The following is a 17,148-nucleotide window of genomic DNA, read 5'->3' as shown; positions in this document are numbered from 1 at the left end:
AGCCCCTCTCGCCCGCGCCTTCGGCGTGTGAGAGAACTCTAGGCGTGCAGGGCCTCGTTGAGCGTGACGCCCACGCCCGCACGACGGACGGCTTCGATCGCCCCGCTGAGGGAGTTCCGGCGGAACAGGATGCCATCGCGTCCCGACAGCTCCGCGCCCTTCACCGTGGGGCGATCGCCCTGCGCGGTGGGAGCCTCGTCCGCGAGCACGATCTTCGAGCCCGCCGTGACGTACAGCCCCGCCTCGACGACGCAGTCGTCGCCGAGCGAGATGCCGACCCCGGCGTTGGCGCCCAGAAGGGTGCGGGCCCCGATGGAGACCCGGTGAGCGCCGCCCCCCGAGAGCGTCCCCATGATCGACGCGCCCCCGCCGATGTCGCTGCCGTCGCCGACCACGACCCCCTGCGAGATCCGGCCCTCGACCATGCTCTGGCCGAGGGTCCCGGCGTTGAAGTTCACGAACCCCTCGTGCATGACCGTGGTGCCGGGCGAGAGGTAGGCGCCCAGCCGCACGCGCGACGCGTCGGCGATGCGGACGCCGGCGGGGGTGACGTAGTCGAGCAGCCGGGGGAACTTGTCCAGCCCCTGCACCTGGATGCCGTCGCGCTGCAGGAACGGGCGCAGCCGGGTCAGGTCGTCGGGGTGCATCGGGCCCGCGGTGGTCCAGGCCACGTTCGGCAGATGGGCGAACACGCCGTCGAGGTTCAGCTCGTTGGGACGCACGAGTCGCAGCGACAGCGCATGAAGCCGCAGGTAGGCGTCCGAGGTGCTCTGGGGTGCGGCATCCAGATCGACCTCGACCGTGACCACCTCGACCGCCACCTCGCGGCGGGGGTCCTCGACCGCGAGCTGCTCGAGCTGAGCCGGAGGCTTCGCCCGGTCGAACCCGGTGGGGATGCGCCCGGCGGTCAGCTCGGGGAACCACGTGTCCAGGACGGTGCCGTCCTGCCGGATCGTCGCCAGTCCCGTGCCCCACATCCACCGCTCATCGCTCATTCCTCAACCGTACCGAAGCGAGCCGCCCCGTTCCGCTCGGGGGTCGCCGCCGCCTCGCTAGACTCGGGGGATGCCGGTGCTCGATCTGTCCGTTTCCGCCGTCGACCTCACCCGCACGATCTGCGACATCCCGAGCGTCTCGGATGACGAGACCCCGCTCGCGGACGCGATCGAGGCCGCCGTCCGGCAGCTGCCGCATCTGAGCGTGCACCGCGACGGCGACACCATCGTCGCCCGTACCGACCTCGGTCGTGCCCAGCGCGTGGTGATCGCCGGACACATCGACACGGTGCCGATCAACGGCAACGTGCCCACGCGCGACATCGAGATCGAGGGCGAACCGTACGTGTGGGGTCGCGGCACCGTCGACATGAAGGCCGGGGTCGCCGTGCAACTCGTGCTCGCGGCCGCCCTCGCCGAGCCCCGGGTGGACATCACATGGATGTGGTACGACCACGAGGAGGTGGATGCCGCTCGCAACGGCCTCACCCGTCTGGCGGCCGCGCGCCCCGACCTCTTCGCCGCTGACTTCGCCATCCTCGGCGAGCCCTCCAACGGGCAGGTGGAGGGCGGGTGCAACGGGACGCTCCGCGCGATCGTGCGCACCGACGGGGTCCGCGCCCACAGTGCGCGGGCATGGGTCGGCGAGAACGCCATCCACAAGGCCGCTCCGGTCCTCGTCCGTCTCGCCGAGTACCGGCCCCGAGAGATCGAAGTCGACGGCCTCGTCTACCGTGAGGGGCTGAACGCGGTGGGGATCTCGGGCGGGATCGCGGGGAACGTCATCCCCGACGCCTGCGAGGTCGAGGTGAACTTCCGGTTCGCACCGAGCCGCAGCGGCGAGCAGGCCGAACAGCACGTGCGCGACGTCTTCGAGGGCTTCGACGTGGAGATCGTCGACCTGTCGCCGGGAGCACGTCCCGGCCTGGACGCGCCCCTCGCGCAGGAGTTCGTGGCGTCGGTGGGAGCCGAACCGCGACCGAAGTACGGCTGGACCGATGTCGCCCGCTTCAGTGCGATGGGCGTCCCGGCCGTCAACTACGGTCCGGGCGATCCGCAGCTCGCCCATCACGACGAGGAGCGCGTGCCGGTGGCGCAGATCGAGGATGTCGAGCGCGGACTGCGCGCGTGGCTGACCTGAGCCCCGCGCGGTGGCCGGTCGCGGCCCGCATCGCGGTGATCTACCTCGCCGCCCGGGTCCTCACCACCGGGTTCCTGCTGCTGGCGGCCGAACTGTCCACCCCGGCATCCCGCTTCGGCGCCGACGCGGACCTCGCCGCCCTCCTCGGCGGCTGGGATGCGCAGTGGTACGGCTACATCGCCTGGGCGGGATACCCGTCCGAGCTGCCGCGGACGGATGAGGGGCTCATCGCCGAGAACCAGTGGGCCTTCATGCCGGTCTACGCCTATCTCGCCGCCGGTGTCGGCGCGCTGTTCGGATCATGGCTGACGGGCGCGGTGATCGTCTCGCTCGTGGCCGGGTACGGCGCGTGCCTCATCCTGCACCGCCTGCTGCGCGAGCGGCTGGACGACACCGCCGCGACCTGGGCGGTGGTGTTCTTCGCGTGCGCCCCGCTCGCGGCGCTGTTCCACGTCGGCTACGCCGAGTCGCTGTTCCTGCTCCTGCTCTTCCTCGCTCTGTGGGCGGTCGTGCGCCGGCGGTTGGTGTGGCTCTACGCGCTCATCCCGCTCATGGGCTACACCCGCCCCGGCGTCCTCGCCTTCGCGCTGTTCCTCGGCCTCTACGGCATCCACCGGTGGTTCACGCGGCGGCGCGACCCGCTGCCGGCGGTCCAGATCGTCCACATCGTGGTCGCCGGCATGCTCGCGGTCGTTATCGGCTTCTCGTGGCAGGTCATCGCGGGGGTGGTGACCGGCGACCCCGCCGCCTACCTCGAGACCGAGCTCGCCTGGCGTCGGGGGTGGGTCGGCGCCGACGGGCACTTCGTGCCCTTCGCCGGCTTCGTCGACGCATCCGCGATGTGGTTCGGGCTGTGGGGCCTCGGCCCGGTGCTGGGCTACGTCGCGCTCGCGCTCGGCGTCGCCGGCGTCGCCGCGCTGCTGGCGTTCGCTCCGCCGGTCAGGCGGCTCGGGCCCGAGATCCGGCTGTGGTCGGCGTCGTACGTCGTCTATCTGCTGGCGGTTTTCTTCCCGCAGTCGAGCATCTTCCGGCTCCTCGTCCCGTTGTCCCCGCTGTGGGGAGCGGTCGCCGTGCCGCGGTCACCGTGGTGGCGCGCCGGCGTCCTGGTGGCCAGCCTGGCGGGGCAGTGGTGGTGGATCTACAACATGTACGCCCTCGGGAACACCTACTGGCAGATCCCGTGAGACGGGTACCTGGGTCGTGGGGCGGCGCGGATTATCCCTCATCAGAGCCGGGGGATAAACTTGACAGGCTGACCCTCGAAGTAAAGGAGCCGCTATGGCAGCCATGAAGCCGCGAACCGGAGACGGGCCGATGGAGGCAGTGAAGGAGGGTCGCCTCATCATCGTGCGCGTTCCGCTCGAAGGCGGCGGACGTCTCGTCGTCTCGGTGAACGACGCTGAGGCCAAGGAGCTCTACGACGTCCTTGGCGGTGTGGTGGGCGCCGCCTGATTCCATCGTTCCGCGGAAAGGCCGGTCTTCGGACCGGCCTTTTCTCGTGCGCCGCGGCGCGCGCGCTCAGTCGGTCGGGACCGTGGTGAGCTGCAGCAGGCCCTCGCCGACGATCGAGAGCGCGCCGATGACGGCCGGCGACGCCTGCGTCTCCTGGATGAGCGAGCGGTAGGCGGTCGTGACGGCATCGCGGCGGACCGGGTCGGCGACCGCCCCGTTTCCGAGGACGCGCGGGACGAGCACGGTGCCGCCGGCGCGGACGAGCCGCAGACCGTGTTCGACGTACTCGATGACACCGTCGGGGTCGGCGTCGACGAGCACGATGTCGTATGAGGCCTCGTTCATGCGGGGGAGGACATCGGATGCACGGCCCGTGATGAAACGCGCGCGTGCCGCAGGAATCTTCGCCTCGGCGAACGCGCGACGAGCCATGGCCAGGTGCTCGGGCTCGCTGTCGATCGTGGTGAGGGTGGCGCGCGGCGAGCCGCGGAGAAGCCAGAGACCCGAGACGCCGGCGCCGGTTCCGATCTCGACGATGTTCAGGGCTTTCGCCACTGCCGAGATGACCGCGCACTGCGCGCCGACCTCGGGACTGATGGGCGTCGCGCCGACTTCGAGCGCGTGCGCGCGTGCGCGCGCGATGTGCTCGGGCTCGACCGTCGCCTCGGCGGCGAATCGGTGGTTGGCGTCGTGCTCGGGCATATGTCCTCCGGCGCTCAGCCTACGCGCCGCGGCGTGCGAAGCCCGGTCGGCACGGCGGTAACCTGAACACATGTTCTTCGGCCTCACGATCGAGAAGCTGCTGCTCATCGGGGTGATCGCAGCGCTCATCGTCGGTCCGGAGAGGCTGCCCCGCTATGCGGAGTCCCTCGCGCTGTTCACCAAGCGCGCTCGGGAGTGGGTGTCCACGGCCAAGACCCGCGTCAAGGACGAGATGGGCGAGGACTTCGACGACGTGGACTGGCGGACGCTCGATCCGCGACGCTACGACCCGCGCCGCATCATCAAAGAGGCGCTCCTCGACGACGCGCCGGTCGCCACCGTCCGCGCCGCGCAGACGGCCGCGGTCGCCTCCTCGGCGCTGGCCGCTCCGGTGCCCTCACCCTTCGCCGGTCCCGCCTCCGCGCGCGAGCCCGGTGCCGTCCCGCCCTACGACACCGAAGCCACCTGACCCGCGCTCGGATCGTCCCGCCGGATGTCCGCCGTGCGTGCCGGTCAGAGCGGGCGCATCGGCAGGGAGCGACCCGACAGGCCCCGTGGCGCCGCCGCGATCGACGCCGCGAGGGACCGGATCGCCGCGGATGCCGGATCGTCCGGGTGCGAGAGCACGGCGGGGATGCCGGCGTCGGCGTCGCGACGCAGGTCGGGACTGAGGGGGATCGACGCCAGCAGCGGCACGTCGTCACCGAGCACACGCGCGACGGCGGCACCGCCGCCGCTGCCGAAGAGGTCGAGCACCGTGCCGTCGGGCAGGGTCATCGCAGCCATGTTCTCGACGACGCCGATCACCCGCTGACCGGTCTGACGGGCGACGAGGCCGCTGCGCACGGCGACATCGGATGCCGCGGTCTGCGGTGTCGTGACGACGAGCACGTCGGCGTGGGGGAGCAGCTGGCCGACCGAGATCGCGACGTCTCCCGTTCCCGGCGGCATGTCCAGCAGCAGCACGTCCAGGTCGCCGAAGTACACGTCGGTGAGGAACTGCTGCACGGTGCGGTGGAGCATCGGACCGCGCCACGCGACGGCGCCCAGGGGCCCGTCGGCGTCTCCCCGCCGCAGGAACATCCCGATCGAGATCGTCTTCACCCCGTGGGCGACCGGCGGAAGCATCAGCTCGTCGATCCGTGTGGGCTGCACGGCTCCGCCGTCGGGAGCGGTGAGGCCGAGCAGAGCCGGGATGGAGAATCCGTGCACGTCGGCGTCGATCAGGCCCACCACGAGTCCCCGCTCGGCCAGCGCGACGGCGAGGTTCGCGGTGACGGTGGACTTGCCCACACCGCCCTTGCCGCTGGTGACGGCGATGACGCGCGTCAGACTGTCGGGGCCGAAGGGCATCTCCCGAGCGGCGCGGCCCCCGCGGAGCTTCTCCGTCAGGTCGCGGCGCTCGTCGGGCGACATGACGCCGACGTTCAGCACCACCTCGTCGATCCCGTGGACGGAGGCGGCGGCCGCGGTCACTTCGCGCGAGATCCGGTCGGCCGCGGGGCACCCGACGATCGTCAGCGCGATGCCGACGGTCGCGATCGCCCCGTCGACGCTGATGTCGCGCAGCATGTCCAGCTCGGCGAGGGGGCGACGCAGCTCGGGGTCGGACACCGCGCCGACCGCACGGCGGACGGCGTCGGCCGCGCCGACTCCATCGATGTCGCTCACGACGAACGGTCCCGGTTCGTCTCGGCCGGGGGAGCCGCATCCGGATCAGGTCCGATGCTCTCCAGGAGCTGCTTGAGCTCGGCTCGGAGCACATCCTTCGTGATGGCGTCGTTGCGGTAGTCGCTGACCGCCATCCGCAGCGCCACGATCTCGCGCGCCAGATACTCGGTGTCGGCGAGGTTGCGCTCGGCACGCTGGCGGTCCTGCTCGATCTGGACACGATCCCGGTCGTCCTGACGGTTCTGCGCGAGCAGGATGAGGGGAGCGGCGTACGAGGCCTGCAGCGACAGCACGAGCGTCAGCGCGGTGAAGCCGAACTCCTGCGAGTCGAAGCGCCACGCGACCGGGGCTGCGGTGTTCCACACGATCCACCCGACGCAGAAGAGGGTCAGTCCGAGCAGGAACGCCGGGGTGCCCATGTTCCGTGCGATCCACTCGGTGAAGCGGCCGAACCGGTCGCGCGACGGCTGAGGGGTCCGCGGTGCCAGCACGCCCCCGCGTCCGCGGGGGGCGTCCAGCGAGACCCGGCGGGAGCTGCGGGCCATCAGCGCACCCCCTGTCGCGGCGAGCGGGAGCGGGGTGCGGCATCCTGGGATCGCCAGTCATCGGGCAGCAGGTAGTCGAGCACGTCGTCGATCGAGACCGCGCCCACCAGTCGGTGCGCCTGATCGATGACCGGCACCGACACGAGGTCGTAGCTGGCGAGGAGGCGCGCGACCTCGGCGGCCGTGGCCGTGGAGGCCACCGGCTCGACGCTGTCGTCGATGATCGCGCCGATCCGCTCGTGCGGCGGGTAGCGCAGCATCCGCTGGAAGTGCACCGTCCCGAGCAGGCGACCCGTGGGGGTCTCGTACGGGGGAAGCGTGACGAAGACGGAGGCCGCGAGGGCGGGATGCAGCTCGTGACGCCGGATGAGGGCGAGAGCCTCGGCGACGGTCGCATCGGCGGGGAGGATGATCGGCTCGCTCGTCATCAGACCGCCGGCCGTGTCGGGGCCGTACTTCAGCAGCTCGCGGACGTCCTCGGCTTCTTCGGGCTCCATCAGATCGAGGAGCTGCTCGAGGCGGCCCTCGGGGAGCTGTCCGAGAAGGTCGGCGGCGTCGTCGGGCTCCATCGCGTCGAGGATGTCGGCCGCACGCTCGTCGCCCAGCTGCTCGAGGATGTGGATCTGCTCGTCCTCGGGCATCTCTTCGAGGGCGTCGGCGAGCCGGTCGTCGGGCAGCTCCTCGGCGACTTCGAGAAGCCGCTCCTCGGGCAGATCGAGCAGCGTGTTGGCGAGGTCCGCGGGCTTCAGCTCGGAGTAGGTGGCCACGAGCTGCTCGGCGGACTGGGCCTCGCCCGGCGTCTGCTGCTCGCGGACGTCGCTCCACGTGGCGAACGTCGTCGGTCCCTTCGCGAAGGGCGACGCGCTCGTCTTCGGGCGCCTGAGGAACAGCTGACCGACGTCCCACTCGCCGAGCCGGTTCCGCTCGATGGCGACGTCCTCGATGACGGCGTGACCCGACCCGTCGCGGAGGAAGACCTTGCGTCCGAGCATCTCGGCCATGACGCGCACCTCTCCGCCGCGCTGCTCGAACCGCCGCACGTTGATGAGGCCGGTGGTGATCACCTGGCCGGTCGCGATCGAGGTGACGCGGCCGATCGAGAGGAACACGTGGCGTCGTCCCGGGATCTCGATCACGAGGCCGACCACGCGCGGCGGATCGTCCTTGCGGTAGATGACGACGACGTCGCGCACCTTGCCGACGCGGTCGCCGGAGGGGTCGAAGACCATGCACCCGGTCAGGCGCGCGACGAAAACCCTCTGCGTGCTCACCTCCCCAGAGTAGCCCGGGGGAGCGTGGGAGGATGGGAGCATGACCATGATGGGCGGACGCTTCCCGCAGGGCAAGGACGAGGTCGGACAGACCGTCGCCGGATACCCCACCTACGAGGCCGCGCAGAAGGCGGTGTCGGCGCTCATCGCCGCCGATGTCCCCGCCCGGGAGATCGCGATCGTCGGCAAGGGACTGCGATCGATCGAGCGGGTCACCGGGCGCCTCGGCTACGCCGCCGCGGCCCGCTCGGGCGCGGTCAACGGGCTTCTGCTGGGAATGCTGTTCTCGGCGATCCTCGTGATCGGCAGCCCGACCGTCCCCATCCAGGCCTTCGTCGGCGTGCTGTTCGTGGGCATCGCGATCGGGATGCTGCTGAGCCTGGTCACCTACTCCCTCGTCCGCCGCCGTCGCGACTTCGCCTCGGTCATGCAGGTCGCCGCCGACCACTACGAGGTGACGGTCTCCGCCGCGAGCCTGAACCGCGCACGCGGCGTCCTCAACGCCCCGGGCGCCGGGTCCGAGAGCACGCCGACCGCGGCATCCGACCCGCCCCCCGCGGCCCCGGCCCCGGCCGCGCCGGAGGCGCCCCCGACCGAGGAGCCGCCGCGCTACGGGGAGCGGATCACACCGCCTGCCCGCTCGGGTGACGGCTCGGGTGCGCCGGAGACCGCCGCACCCGGCGCGTCCCCGGACCCCGCCGCTCCGGACCCCGCCGCTCCGGATCGGGCCCCCGGGCGATGACCTCCGCCGGCGCGCTGAACGTGCCGGTCGACCTTCCCACCGGTCGCGTCGAGGCCGTCGCGTGGCACGAGCGCGCCGAGGCCGGATGGGCGACCATGGCGATCGCCCACGGCGCAGGCGCCGGCTCGTCGCATCCGTTCCTCGTGGGTTTCGCCGCCGGCATGCGCGGCGAGGGCGTCTCGACGCTGCGCTTCGACTTCCCCTACCTCACCGCGGGGCGTCGGATGCCGGGGCCGCCGGCTCACGCCGTCGCGACGTGGCGGGCCGTCGCCGCGCTGGCCGCCGACCTCGACCGGTCCCCGCTCTGGGCTGCGGGCAAGTCGTACGGCGGTCGGATGGCCTCGATGGCGGCGGCGGAGGGCGCGATCTCACCGGCGGGGCTGGTGTACCTCGGCTATCCGCTGCACCCGCCGGGGCGGCCTGACAAGCCTCGCTCGGCGCACCTGCCGCGCGTCGCGCAGCCCCAGCTGTTCGTCGAAGGCACCCGCGATCCGTTCATCGACCCCCACGCGCAGCTCGTCGACGCGCTGGCGGCGTGCGCCGATGCCCGCATCGCGTGGGTCGAGGGCGCAGGGCACTCGTTCGAGGTGGCCGGGCGTCGCCGGGATGCCGCCACGATCGGCGCCGAGCTGGCGCCGATCGTGGCGGCGTGGATGCGCGAGCGCTCCTGAGTCAGCGCCCGGCGGCGTAGCCCTGCATGCCCCGCGGGTTGGCGGCCGCCCACAGCACGCCGCGTGCGCGGTCGATCCCCACGGCGGACAGGCGACCGAGGCGCCAGTCCCCGGCGCGAGTGACGTCGTGGCCGCGCCGACGGAGCCCTTCGATGACCTCGTCGCCGAGGCGATCCTCGACCACGACCCCCGCCGGGTCCCACGTGCGCGGCCAGAACGAGTCCACGAGGGCGGTGGTGTGCAGGGTGGGGGCGTCGATCGCCTCCTGCGCGCTGTAGCCGCCGGCGAGCATGCGCAGGATCATCGGCAGCTGCCACTGGTCCTGCTGGTCGCCGCCGGGCGTGCCCATGGCGACGACCGCTGCGCCATCGCGGAGGACGAGGGTCGGCGTGAGCGTCGTGCGGGGGCGCGCCCCCGCACGCAGCGCCGAGGGCGACCCCGGATCGAGCCACGTCATCTGGAGGCGCGTTCCCAGGCAGAAGCCGAGCTCGGGGATCGTCGGCGAAGACTGCAGCCACCCGCCCGACGGCGTGACCGACACGATGTTCCCCCAGCGGTCCACGACGTCGATGTGGCACGTGTCGCCGCGTGTGACGCCGTCGCGGGCGACCGTGGGCTCGCCGGCCCCGGCGAACGACACGGTCTCATCGGCGGTGCGTCGAAGCGGGGGCCGGAACGGCTCCGCGTCGCCGAGCCGACCCGGGCGCCACTCCCGGGACGCCTCGGCCCCGATCGCGTCCCGGCGCCCCGCGATGAAGGCCTCGTCCAGCAGCGCGGCGACATCGACGTCGTCGCCGAAGTGCGCGTCGCGGTCGGCCAGGACGAGCTTGAGCGTCTCGACGACCGTGTGCGCGCCGCGCTCGGTCGACACGTCGAGGTCCTCGTCCGCGAGCGGTTCGAGGATCCGCAGCGCCTCGAGCAGGGCGGGGCCCTGGCACCAGGCGCCCGCCTTGGCCACGACGTGCCCGCGGAACGCCGTGGTGGCGGCATCCTCGTACGACGCGCGAAACTCGCCGAAGTCGGCCGCTGAGATCACGGCCGAATGGTCGGTGCCGGACGAGTGCCGGTGCGGGACGGCGAGGAAGGCGGCGGCGGCCTGCGCGACGCGCCCCGTCGCCCACTCGTCGCGCGCGGCATCGATGCGGTCGGCACGGGTGGTGCCGTCGGTGCCGGCGTGGACGAGCTCTTCCAGCACCGTCGCATAGGCGGGGTTGCGGTGCAGCTCCCCGGCGGCGGGCACCCGTCCCTCCGGCATCCACAAGGCGGCCGAGCTCGGCCAGTGGTCGCGGAACAGCTCGGCGACCCGGGCGATCGTGGCGGCGGCGGTGGGGAGCAGGGGGGCGCCGTCCCGCGCGTACCCGATCGCGGGTGCGAGGACCTCGGACAGCTCGAGCGTGCCGTGATCGCGGAGAAGCAGGAGCCATGCGTCCACGGCGCCGGGCACGGCTGCGGCGAGGCCGCCCGCTCCGGGGACGAGGTCGAGGCCTTGGGAGCGGAAGTGCTCGATGTCGGCGCCGGCCGGCGCCGGTCCCTGGCCCATCAACACGACCGGGGTCCCCGGGTCGGCGGCCGTGGCGAACAGACCGACCAGGTCGCCGCCGGGGCCGTTCAGGTGCGGTTCGACGATGTGGAGCACGAACCCGCCCGCCACGGCGGCGTCGAAGGCGTTGCCGCCGCGCTCGAGCATCGCCTGCGCGGCGGCGGTGGCGATCCAGTGCGTCGACGCGGCCATCCCGAAGGTGCCGGTGAGGGTCGGGCGCGTCGTGAAGGCCGACGGCGGGGTGAACGCGGGCGACGGGGTGGAGACGGAGCTCACGAGGACAGCCGCGCGATCCAGGCCTCGACCTCGTCGGCCGTGCGGGGGATGTCAGCCGAGAGGTTGACCGGGCCGTCCGCCGTCATGAGGATGTCGTCCTCGATGCGGACCCCGATGCCCCGGTACTCCTCGGGCACGGTGGTGTCGTCGATCTGGAAGTACAGGCCGGGTTCGATCGTGAAGACCATGCCCGCCTCCAGCACGCCGTCGTAGTACATCTCGCGTCGGGCCTGCGCGCAGTCGTGGACGTCGATGCCGAGGTGATGGCTCGTCCCGTGCACCATGTAACGCCGGTGGTGGCCGCCCGCGTCCGCGTCGAGCGCCTCCTGCGCCGTGACGGGCAGGAGTCCCCATTCCGCGACCCGCGCGGCGATGACCTCCATGGCGGCGTCGTGGACGCTGCGGAAGCGCACCCCGGGCCGCGCGGCGGCGAAAGCGGCGTCGGCGGCCTCGCGCACGGCCTCGTAGACGCGGCGCTGCACGGCGGTGAAGCGTCCGCTGACCGGGAGCGTGCGGGTGATGTCGGCGGTGTAGAGGCTGTCGACCTCGACACCGGCGTCGATGAGGATGAGGTCGCCCGGAACCACCGCCCCGTCGTTGCGGGTCCAGTGCAGATAGCACGCGTGCGGACCGGAGGCGGCGATGGTGTCGTATCCGACCGCGTTGCCGTCGCTGCGCGCCCGAAGATGGAACACGCCCTCGACGATGCGCTCGCCGCGAGGGTGCGCGATGACCCGCGGCAGGTCGGCGACGATGTCGTCGAAGCCGGCCGCGGTCGCGGCGACCGCCTCGCGGAGCTGCGCGATCTCGTAGTCGTCCTTGACCAGGCGCAGCTCCGACACGAAGCGCGTCACCTCGGCGTCCTCGCCGACGACGCGGTCGTCCTCGCCCCCGGCGAAGTCGTCGATGTGCGCGGTGGCCACACCCAGGTCGGCGGCCACCGCCGCCAGGGACGGGCGGGGACCGATCCAGAACTCGCCGATCGCCGCATTGGAGTAGAACTCCGCCGTCGTGCGGTCGGCGCGCTCGCGGAAGTACAGCGTGACGTCGTGACCGTCCTCGCGCGGCTCGAAGACCAGAGCGGCATCGGGCTCGGCGTCACTGGCCCACCCGGTCAGGTGCGCGAACGCGGAGTGCGCGCGGAACGGGTAGTCGGTGTCGTTGCTGCGCTGCTTGAGGCCGCCGGCGGGCACGACCACGCGGGAGCCCGGGAACGCCGCGGACACCGCATCGCGGCGCGCGGCCGCATACGGCGCCTGTGCCCGCTGCGGGGGAGTGGAGTCGGGGCGCTCGGCCCACCCGGTCGAGATCGTGTCGAGGAAGCCCTGACCGTAGGGCTGGCGGCGGTTGGTGCTGGTGGTGGGGCGCTCGCCGTCGGTCTGCGCGATCGTGTCGCTGTCGCCTGAGGTGCTCATCCGCCCAGTCTCGCACGACGCACCCGCCCGGGATCGGCGGTCGGTGCGCGTCAGCCCACAGGCTCGAGCTGGACGATCAGCGGCCGGTGATCGCTGCCGGATCCGTCCAGGGACCGCAGGACGATCGAGCCGGTGGGCCTCCAGTGCGTCGTGGCCATGACGTGATCGATGGGGGCGCCGAGGAGGGCGGGGATCGCGGTCGTCCAGGTGCCGACGGCGCCGTTGCCGGTCTCTGCGGCGATGTCGTGACAGCGTCCGAGGGTGCCGCCGTCCACGCCCAGACCGGCCATGTGATCGAGGGTGGCGTTGAAGTCGCCCGCGAGGATCACGTTCGCATCGGCGCACTGATCCGCCAGCCACTGCAGGTCGCTGCGCCAGTACGACATGTACGCCTGCCGCGGGGCGACCGCGTGCGCGGCCACCACGATCGGTCCGTCGCCGCTCGTGGGCATCGCCACCGCACTCGGCACCGTGGAGGTGTTGCTGGTGCCGTCCTGCGAGGCCTCGATGACGGCGTAATCGCCCAGGTCCGGCGTGATCAGGAGGGTGGTCGATCCGGCATCCCACTGGGTCGACGGGTTGTCGACGTGATGCGCCCACATCGGATGCCCGAGTTCGCGCATCGCGATGGCGACCTGCTCGCCGGTGGCGATCGTCGTCTCGGGGAGTGCGACGATGTCGGCGTCCATGGCCACGGCGATCTTGGCCACCGTGTCGGCGGTCGTCGCCTCGCCGGCGGTGTTCCACGTCATGACCCGGATGCTGGCGTCGGACTTCGCCGGGAGGCTCTCGGTTCCGAGCCCCCTCGTCATCAGCATCGCGACGTTCGCTCCGGCGGCCAGCGCGGTCACCAGGGCGAGGGTGAGCGCCATCGTCCGCAGCGGACGCGCGACCGCCAGCAGCAGGAGGAAGAGGGTCGCCGCGGCGAAACCGGCCGCGAGGAGGCCGCGGAACGAGACCACCTGCGCCACCGGCCAGAAGCGTCCCACGCTGAACACTCCGGGGAAGGTCAGAGCGGCTGCGACGATCGCGCCGACCACGGTCACCAGGACCCCCACGAGGCGAAGCACGACGGCGACTCTATGTCAGCAGCCTGGGAGATCGGTCAGCGGACATGCCGGGGAGCGCATGCGCGTGCGACGCCGACGCCGTCCACCGGCGATACCCTCGGAGGGTGCAGGCATCACGTCGCTTCTCCGGTCCGAGCGACCTGCACCTGCACTCGACCCATTCCGACGGGACCGAGGCGCCCGCCGAACTGATGAGCGCCGCCCATCGACACGGACTGCGCACGGTCGCGCTCACCGACCACGACACGACATCGGGGTGGGCCGAGGCGGCGGAGGCCGCCACCTCTCTGGGGATGACGCTGCTGCCGGGGATGGAGCTGTCGGCCCGGCACGAGTGGCGCAGCGTCCACGTGCTGGCTTACCTGTTCGACCCCGACCACCCGGCGCTGCGGGCGATGACCGACCGCATCCGCTCCTCGCGCCTGGATCGGGCGCGTGTCATGGCCGACCGGATCGCCCGCGACTACGACCTCGTGTGGGACGACATCCTCGCCCAGACGATAGACGGTGCCACCGTGGGGCGTCCCCACATCGCGGACGCCCTGATCGCACGCGGCCTCGTGCGCGATCGCGCCGAGGCGTTCTCGGGCATCCTGAGCCCGCGCGGCGACTACTACGTGGCCCTCTACGCGCCCGACCCGGTGACCGCGGTCGAACTCGTCGTCGCGGCCGGGGGAGTGGCGATCATCGCTCACCCCGCCGGTCGCGCCGGCCTCCTGCCCGAGCGACTCACCGAGCGGATGCTGCACGCCGGTCTGGGCGGTTTCGAACTCGATCATCGCGAGAACCTGCCCGGGGGTCGTGAGACCCTCGCCCGGCTGTGCCGGGAGCGGGACCTGATCGTCACCGGCTCGAGCGACTACCACGGGGTCGGCAAGCCGAACCTGCCGGGCGAGAACACCACGGCCGACGCGATGGTCGCGCGCCTTATCGACAGTGCGAGCGGCAGCACCCCGGTCTATCCCTGAGTGCCGCCGCCCGGCGTGTGTGTGTGACCGACCGCGTCAGACCGCGGGGGTGCCGCCCGTGCGCGGGCCGCGACGGCGACGGCGCCGCGGGGCGGGCTTGCCGTCGTGGTGCTCCTTGCCGGAGCCGTCATGGGTTCCCGCGCCGTCGGGGACGGACGCCGGGGCGGGCGCCCCGTGCTCGGCGGGCACCTCGGCTCCGGCGGCGGCCGAGCCCGAGCGGCGGCGACGCCTGCGGCGGGCATCCCCGTCGCCGGTGTCGTTCGTGCGGGGGGTGCGCGCAGGGCGGTCGCCGTTCGTGCCGGCATCCTGCGTCTTGACGGTCTGGGTGCGCGGGGCCGTCGCGATGCGGCCCTTGGTCCCGGCGGGGATGTCGAGGTCGTCGTACAGGTGGGGGCTCGAGGAGTAGGTCTCGACCGGCTCGGGCTGACCGAACTCCAGGGCCCGGTTGATCAGCGCCCACTTGTGCAGGTCGTCCCAGTCCACGAACGTGACGGCGATGCCCGTCTTGCCGGCGCGGCCGGTGCGGCCGACGCGGTGCAGGTAGGTCTTCTCGTCGTCGGGGATCGTGTGGTTGATGACGTGCGTGACGTCGTTGACGTCGATGCCGCGAGCGGCGACGTCGGTGGCGATCAGCACGTCGCGCTTGCCGGCCTTGAAGGCGGCCATGGAGCGCTCGCGCGACTCCTGGCTCATGTCGCCGTGCACGGCAGCGGCGTTGAAGCCGCGGTCGCCGAGCTCGTCGACGAGCTTCTGAGCGGCGCGCTTGGTGCGGGTGAAGATGACCGACTTGCCCCGGCCCTCGGCCTGCAGGATGCGGGCGATGACCTCGTCCTTGTCGAGCGAGTGGGCTCGGTACACGAGGTGCCGGATGTTCGCCTGCGTGAGGCCCTCGTCGGGATCGTTGGCGCGCATGTGGATGGGGTTCGACATGAAGCGGCGCGCCAGGGCCACGATGGGCCCGGGCATGGTGGCCGAGAACAGCTGGGTGTGGCGCACCGGCGGGACCTTGGTGAAGATCTTCTCGATGTCGGCGAGGAAGCCGAGGTCGAGCATCTTGTCGGCCTCGTCGAGCACGACCTCGGTGGCGTTCGAGAGGTCGAGAAGTCGCTGGTTGCTGAGGTCGATCAGACGGCCGGGGGTGCCGACCACGATCTGCGCACCGGCCTTCAGCTGGTCGATCTGCCCCTCGTACGCCTTGCCGCCGTAGATGGCGACGACGCTCGTGGAGCGGTTCGACGTGAGCATGTCCATGTCTTCGTAGACCTGGACGGCCAGCTCGCGGGTGGGGACCACGATGAGGGCCTTGACGCCGGGGGCGGGGTCGAGGCCCATCCGCTGGACGACGGGGATGCCGAACCCGAAGGTCTTGCCGGTGCCGGTCTTGGCCTGGCCGATGATGTCCTGGCCGGGAAGCCCGAGCGGAATCGTCTGCTCTTGGATGGGGAACGCGTCGACGATGCCCTTGGTGGCAAGGGCCTCGACGATGTCCTGGTCTACGCCGAGTTCGGCGAAGGTCGTCACGATATGTACCTGTTCAGATGAGGCGGCGAGGGATGCCGCGAAGCGATCCACGCCCTCACTCATCCGCAGGCGCGGGGTCCCGGTCCGTCGCCGGGACGCGTTCCAGGATACCCGGCCCTAGGGTAGAAGCCGTGGTGACCTGGTTCTGGCAGCGCCGTCGGCGCGGCGATCGCTCGCTGGCCCTGCGCTCGAGGGGAGATTTCGGCGACGCCGTCCGCGTCGACTTCGAAGAGCTCGCACCCGACGCCGACACCTTCCTCGGCCAGGCCGCCTATCTGCAGCTGGGATACTTCGAGACCCTCAGCGAGCTGATCGCCTCGACTCCGGAACTGGCGCAGAAGGAGTCGCTGTCCCGGGCGGCGGGCGCGGCGCTGACCAAGCACGAGGCGCTCGTCGCCCTGATCCGCGAGCGCGGCGACGATCCCACGACCCTCATGCTCCCGTTCCGGGAACCGCTGGACGCGTTCCGCCGCGCCACCCACGGGGTGCGACCGCAGGAGACCATGCTGTCGGTGCACATCACCGCCGGCATGCTGGACGACTTCTATCTCGCCCTGTCGTCGAGCTACGGCGAGACCGGCCGGCGTGTGGCCAGGATCCTCAGAGCCGACGACGACCGCCAGGCGATCGTCGACATCATCCTCGACACGATCGCCAGCGATGCGCAGTGGCGATCCCTGCTGGCGATGTGGGGACGCCGGCTCGTCGGGGACACGCTGCTCATCGCGCGGGCCGCGCTGCGACCGACGGAGCTGCGCGTCGCCGACGAGGAGAAGGTCGAGCCGGTGTTCACCGAACTCATGGCCGCGCATTCGCGCCGCATGGACGCGATGGGCCTCGCCGCCTGACCCGCGCCCCGACCCCGCCGTGGCGTGGGTCAGCCGAGCCCGAGGCGCGCCCTCTCGTTGGCGTCGTGCGCCGCGCGCGTGCGCGCCAGCATGATCACGACCGGATAGGTCACCGCGAGCGGAACGAGGACGGCGGCGAGCCACGGCCATACGGTGGCGGCGCCCAGGCCGGCCCAGGTGAGGGCGGTCCAGGCCGCACCGGCCGAGACGGTGCCGATCATCGGCGCGAGAACCGCACCGCGTGTGGAGCGCGCACCGATGTGCAGGTGCACGCCGATGCCGATCGCGGCTCCGGCGATCAAACCCAGGAGGATCTCCAC

The 17,148-nt window shown here is 72.0% G+C and carries 18 protein-coding genes; 8 read left to right on the top strand and 10 right to left on the bottom strand.

Annotation, left to right across the window (positions count from 1 at the left end; genetic code table 11):
* Positions 1-38 precede the first annotated feature (38 nt).
* Complete coding sequence (gene dapD / locus Q9S36_RS07210; protein ID WP_396653727.1) at positions 39-995, bottom strand: 2,3,4,5-tetrahydropyridine-2,6-dicarboxylate N-succinyltransferase; 957 nt, start codon at positions 993-995, stop codon at positions 39-41.
* Positions 996-1,065: 70 nt separating this feature from the next.
* Here dapD and dapE point away from each other — a divergent pair, with 70 nt between their 5' ends.
* The 3 genes from dapE to Q9S36_RS07195 all read left to right on the top strand — a co-directional run bounded on the left by dapE (position 1,066) and on the right by Q9S36_RS07195 (position 3,588).
* Positions 1,066-2,136 carry a succinyl-diaminopimelate desuccinylase gene (gene dapE, locus Q9S36_RS07205; RefSeq protein WP_311284541.1) on the top strand — a complete coding sequence of 357 codons (1,071 nt, stop codon included), beginning with the start codon at positions 1,066-1,068 and terminating at the stop codon, positions 2,134-2,136.
* Positions 2,124-3,320: a mannosyltransferase family protein gene (locus Q9S36_RS07200; RefSeq protein ID WP_311284540.1), complete on the top strand. Its 1,197-nt coding sequence runs from the start codon at positions 2,124-2,126 to the stop codon at positions 3,318-3,320. Before dapE ends, Q9S36_RS07200 begins: the two co-directional genes overlap by 13 nt.
* Positions 3,321-3,414: 94 nt before the next feature.
* Positions 3,415-3,588: a DUF3117 domain-containing protein gene (locus Q9S36_RS07195; protein ID WP_076490128.1), complete on the top strand. Its 174-nt coding sequence runs from the start codon at positions 3,415-3,417 to the stop codon at positions 3,586-3,588.
* 66 nt (positions 3,589-3,654) lie between these two features.
* Here the strand turns inward: Q9S36_RS07195 and Q9S36_RS07190 are convergent, their stop codons facing one another.
* The gene (locus Q9S36_RS07190) at positions 3,655-4,290 is read right to left on the bottom strand and encodes a class I SAM-dependent methyltransferase (RefSeq protein WP_311284539.1); all 636 of its coding nucleotides are present in this window, start codon (positions 4,288-4,290) and stop codon (positions 3,655-3,657) included.
* A gap of 70 nt (positions 4,291-4,360) precedes the next feature.
* Between Q9S36_RS07190 and Q9S36_RS07185 the strand changes: the two genes are divergently transcribed.
* Positions 4,361-4,759 (top strand): Sec-independent protein translocase TatB, encoded by a 399-nt coding sequence (locus Q9S36_RS07185; RefSeq protein WP_311284538.1) that lies wholly within the window; start codon positions 4,361-4,363, stop codon positions 4,757-4,759.
* A gap of 44 nt (positions 4,760-4,803) precedes the next feature.
* On the opposite strand, the gene Q9S36_RS07180 is transcribed toward Q9S36_RS07185, so the two are convergent.
* Genes Q9S36_RS07180 through Q9S36_RS07170 form a run of 3 tightly spaced genes read right to left on the bottom strand, consistent with a single transcriptional unit; the run spans position 4,804 to position 7,777 of the window.
* Complete coding sequence (locus tag Q9S36_RS07180; RefSeq protein ID WP_311284537.1) at positions 4,804-5,961, bottom strand: Mrp/NBP35 family ATP-binding protein; 1,158 nt, start codon at positions 5,959-5,961, stop codon at positions 4,804-4,806.
* Positions 5,958-6,506: a DUF1003 domain-containing protein gene (locus Q9S36_RS07175; RefSeq protein ID WP_311284536.1), complete on the bottom strand. Its 549-nt coding sequence runs from the start codon at positions 6,504-6,506 to the stop codon at positions 5,958-5,960. Before Q9S36_RS07175 ends, Q9S36_RS07180 begins: the two co-directional genes overlap by 4 nt.
* Entirely contained in the window at positions 6,506-7,777 is a 1,272-nt protein-coding gene (locus tag Q9S36_RS07170) for a magnesium transporter MgtE N-terminal domain-containing protein (RefSeq protein ID WP_311284535.1), read from the bottom strand. Before Q9S36_RS07170 ends, Q9S36_RS07175 begins: the two co-directional genes overlap by 1 nt.
* A 40-nt stretch (positions 7,778-7,817) precedes the next feature.
* Here Q9S36_RS07170 and Q9S36_RS07165 point away from each other — a divergent pair, with 40 nt between their 5' ends.
* Together Q9S36_RS07165 and Q9S36_RS07160 are read left to right on the top strand one after the other, a co-directional pair.
* Positions 7,818-8,519, top strand: coding sequence for a general stress protein (locus Q9S36_RS07165; protein WP_311284534.1), 702 nt, complete (start codon positions 7,818-7,820; stop codon positions 8,517-8,519).
* A complete protein-coding gene (locus Q9S36_RS07160) occupies positions 8,516-9,190 on the top strand; it encodes an alpha/beta family hydrolase (protein WP_311284533.1) in 675 nt (224 codons plus the stop codon). Before Q9S36_RS07165 ends, Q9S36_RS07160 begins: the two co-directional genes overlap by 4 nt.
* Before the next feature lies 1 nt (position 9,191).
* Here the strand turns inward: Q9S36_RS07160 and Q9S36_RS07155 are convergent, their stop codons facing one another.
* From Q9S36_RS07155 to Q9S36_RS07145, 3 genes are all read right to left on the bottom strand, one after another.
* Positions 9,192-10,922, bottom strand: coding sequence for a gamma-glutamyltransferase (locus tag Q9S36_RS07155; protein ID WP_311285054.1), 1,731 nt, complete (start codon positions 10,920-10,922; stop codon positions 9,192-9,194).
* Positions 10,923-11,002: 80 nt separating this feature from the next.
* A complete protein-coding gene (locus Q9S36_RS07150; RefSeq protein WP_311284532.1) occupies positions 11,003-12,421 on the bottom strand; it encodes an aminopeptidase P family protein in 1,419 nt (472 codons plus the stop codon).
* A gap of 50 nt (positions 12,422-12,471) precedes the next feature.
* Positions 12,472-13,491: an endonuclease/exonuclease/phosphatase family protein gene (locus Q9S36_RS07145; protein ID WP_311284531.1), complete on the bottom strand. Its 1,020-nt coding sequence runs from the start codon at positions 13,489-13,491 to the stop codon at positions 12,472-12,474.
* A 104-nt stretch (positions 13,492-13,595) separates the two neighbouring features.
* Here Q9S36_RS07145 and Q9S36_RS07140 point away from each other — a divergent pair, with 104 nt between their 5' ends.
* Positions 13,596-14,459 (top strand): PHP domain-containing protein, encoded by an 864-nt coding sequence (locus Q9S36_RS07140; protein WP_311284530.1) that lies wholly within the window; start codon positions 13,596-13,598, stop codon positions 14,457-14,459.
* Between the two features lie 36 nt (positions 14,460-14,495).
* Here the strand turns inward: Q9S36_RS07140 and Q9S36_RS07135 are convergent, their stop codons facing one another.
* Complete coding sequence (locus Q9S36_RS07135) at positions 14,496-15,980, bottom strand: DEAD/DEAH box helicase (RefSeq protein WP_311284529.1); 1,485 nt, start codon at positions 15,978-15,980, stop codon at positions 14,496-14,498.
* A gap of 131 nt (positions 15,981-16,111) precedes the next feature.
* On the opposite strand from Q9S36_RS07135, the gene Q9S36_RS07130 reads away from it, so the two are divergent.
* A complete protein-coding gene (locus tag Q9S36_RS07130; RefSeq protein ID WP_311284528.1) occupies positions 16,112-16,828 on the top strand; it encodes a ferritin-like fold-containing protein in 717 nt (238 codons plus the stop codon).
* Positions 16,829-16,857: 29 nt separating this feature from the next.
* Here the strand turns inward: Q9S36_RS07130 and Q9S36_RS07125 are convergent, their stop codons facing one another.
* On the bottom strand, positions 16,858-17,148 hold the full coding sequence (locus Q9S36_RS07125) for a hypothetical protein (RefSeq protein ID WP_311284527.1): 291 nt from the start codon (positions 17,146-17,148) through the stop codon (positions 16,858-16,860).

The organism is Microbacterium sp. ARD31 (genome assembly GCF_031844425.1).
The sequence above is the reverse complement of the archived record's forward strand: the minus strand, read 5'-3'. Positions and strand labels throughout refer to the sequence as shown.

Coding starts and splice junctions, on each gene's coding strand:
- dapD (WP_396653727.1), bottom strand. CDS start 995: ATGAGCGATGAGCGGTGGATGTGGGGCACGGGACTGGCGACGATCCGG.
- Q9S36_RS07175 (WP_311284536.1), bottom strand. CDS start 6,506: ATGGCCCGCAGCTCCCGCCGGGTCTCGCTGGACGCCCCCCGCGGACGC.
- dapE (WP_311284541.1), top strand. CDS start 1,066: ATGCCGGTGCTCGATCTGTCCGTTTCCGCCGTCGACCTCACCCGCACG.
- Q9S36_RS07160 (WP_311284533.1), top strand. CDS start 8,516: ATGACCTCCGCCGGCGCGCTGAACGTGCCGGTCGACCTTCCCACCGGT.
- Q9S36_RS07155 (WP_311285054.1), bottom strand. CDS start 10,922: ATGGCCGCGTCGACGCACTGGATCGCCACCGCCGCCGCGCAGGCGATG.
- Q9S36_RS07185 (WP_311284538.1), top strand. CDS start 4,361: ATGTTCTTCGGCCTCACGATCGAGAAGCTGCTGCTCATCGGGGTGATC.
- Q9S36_RS07165 (WP_311284534.1), top strand. CDS start 7,818: ATGACCATGATGGGCGGACGCTTCCCGCAGGGCAAGGACGAGGTCGGA.
- Q9S36_RS07190 (WP_311284539.1), bottom strand. CDS start 4,290: ATGCCCGAGCACGACGCCAACCACCGATTCGCCGCCGAGGCGACGGTC.
- Q9S36_RS07195 (WP_076490128.1), top strand. CDS start 3,415: ATGGCAGCCATGAAGCCGCGAACCGGAGACGGGCCGATGGAGGCAGTG.
- Q9S36_RS07150 (WP_311284532.1), bottom strand. CDS start 12,421: ATGAGCACCTCAGGCGACAGCGACACGATCGCGCAGACCGACGGCGAG.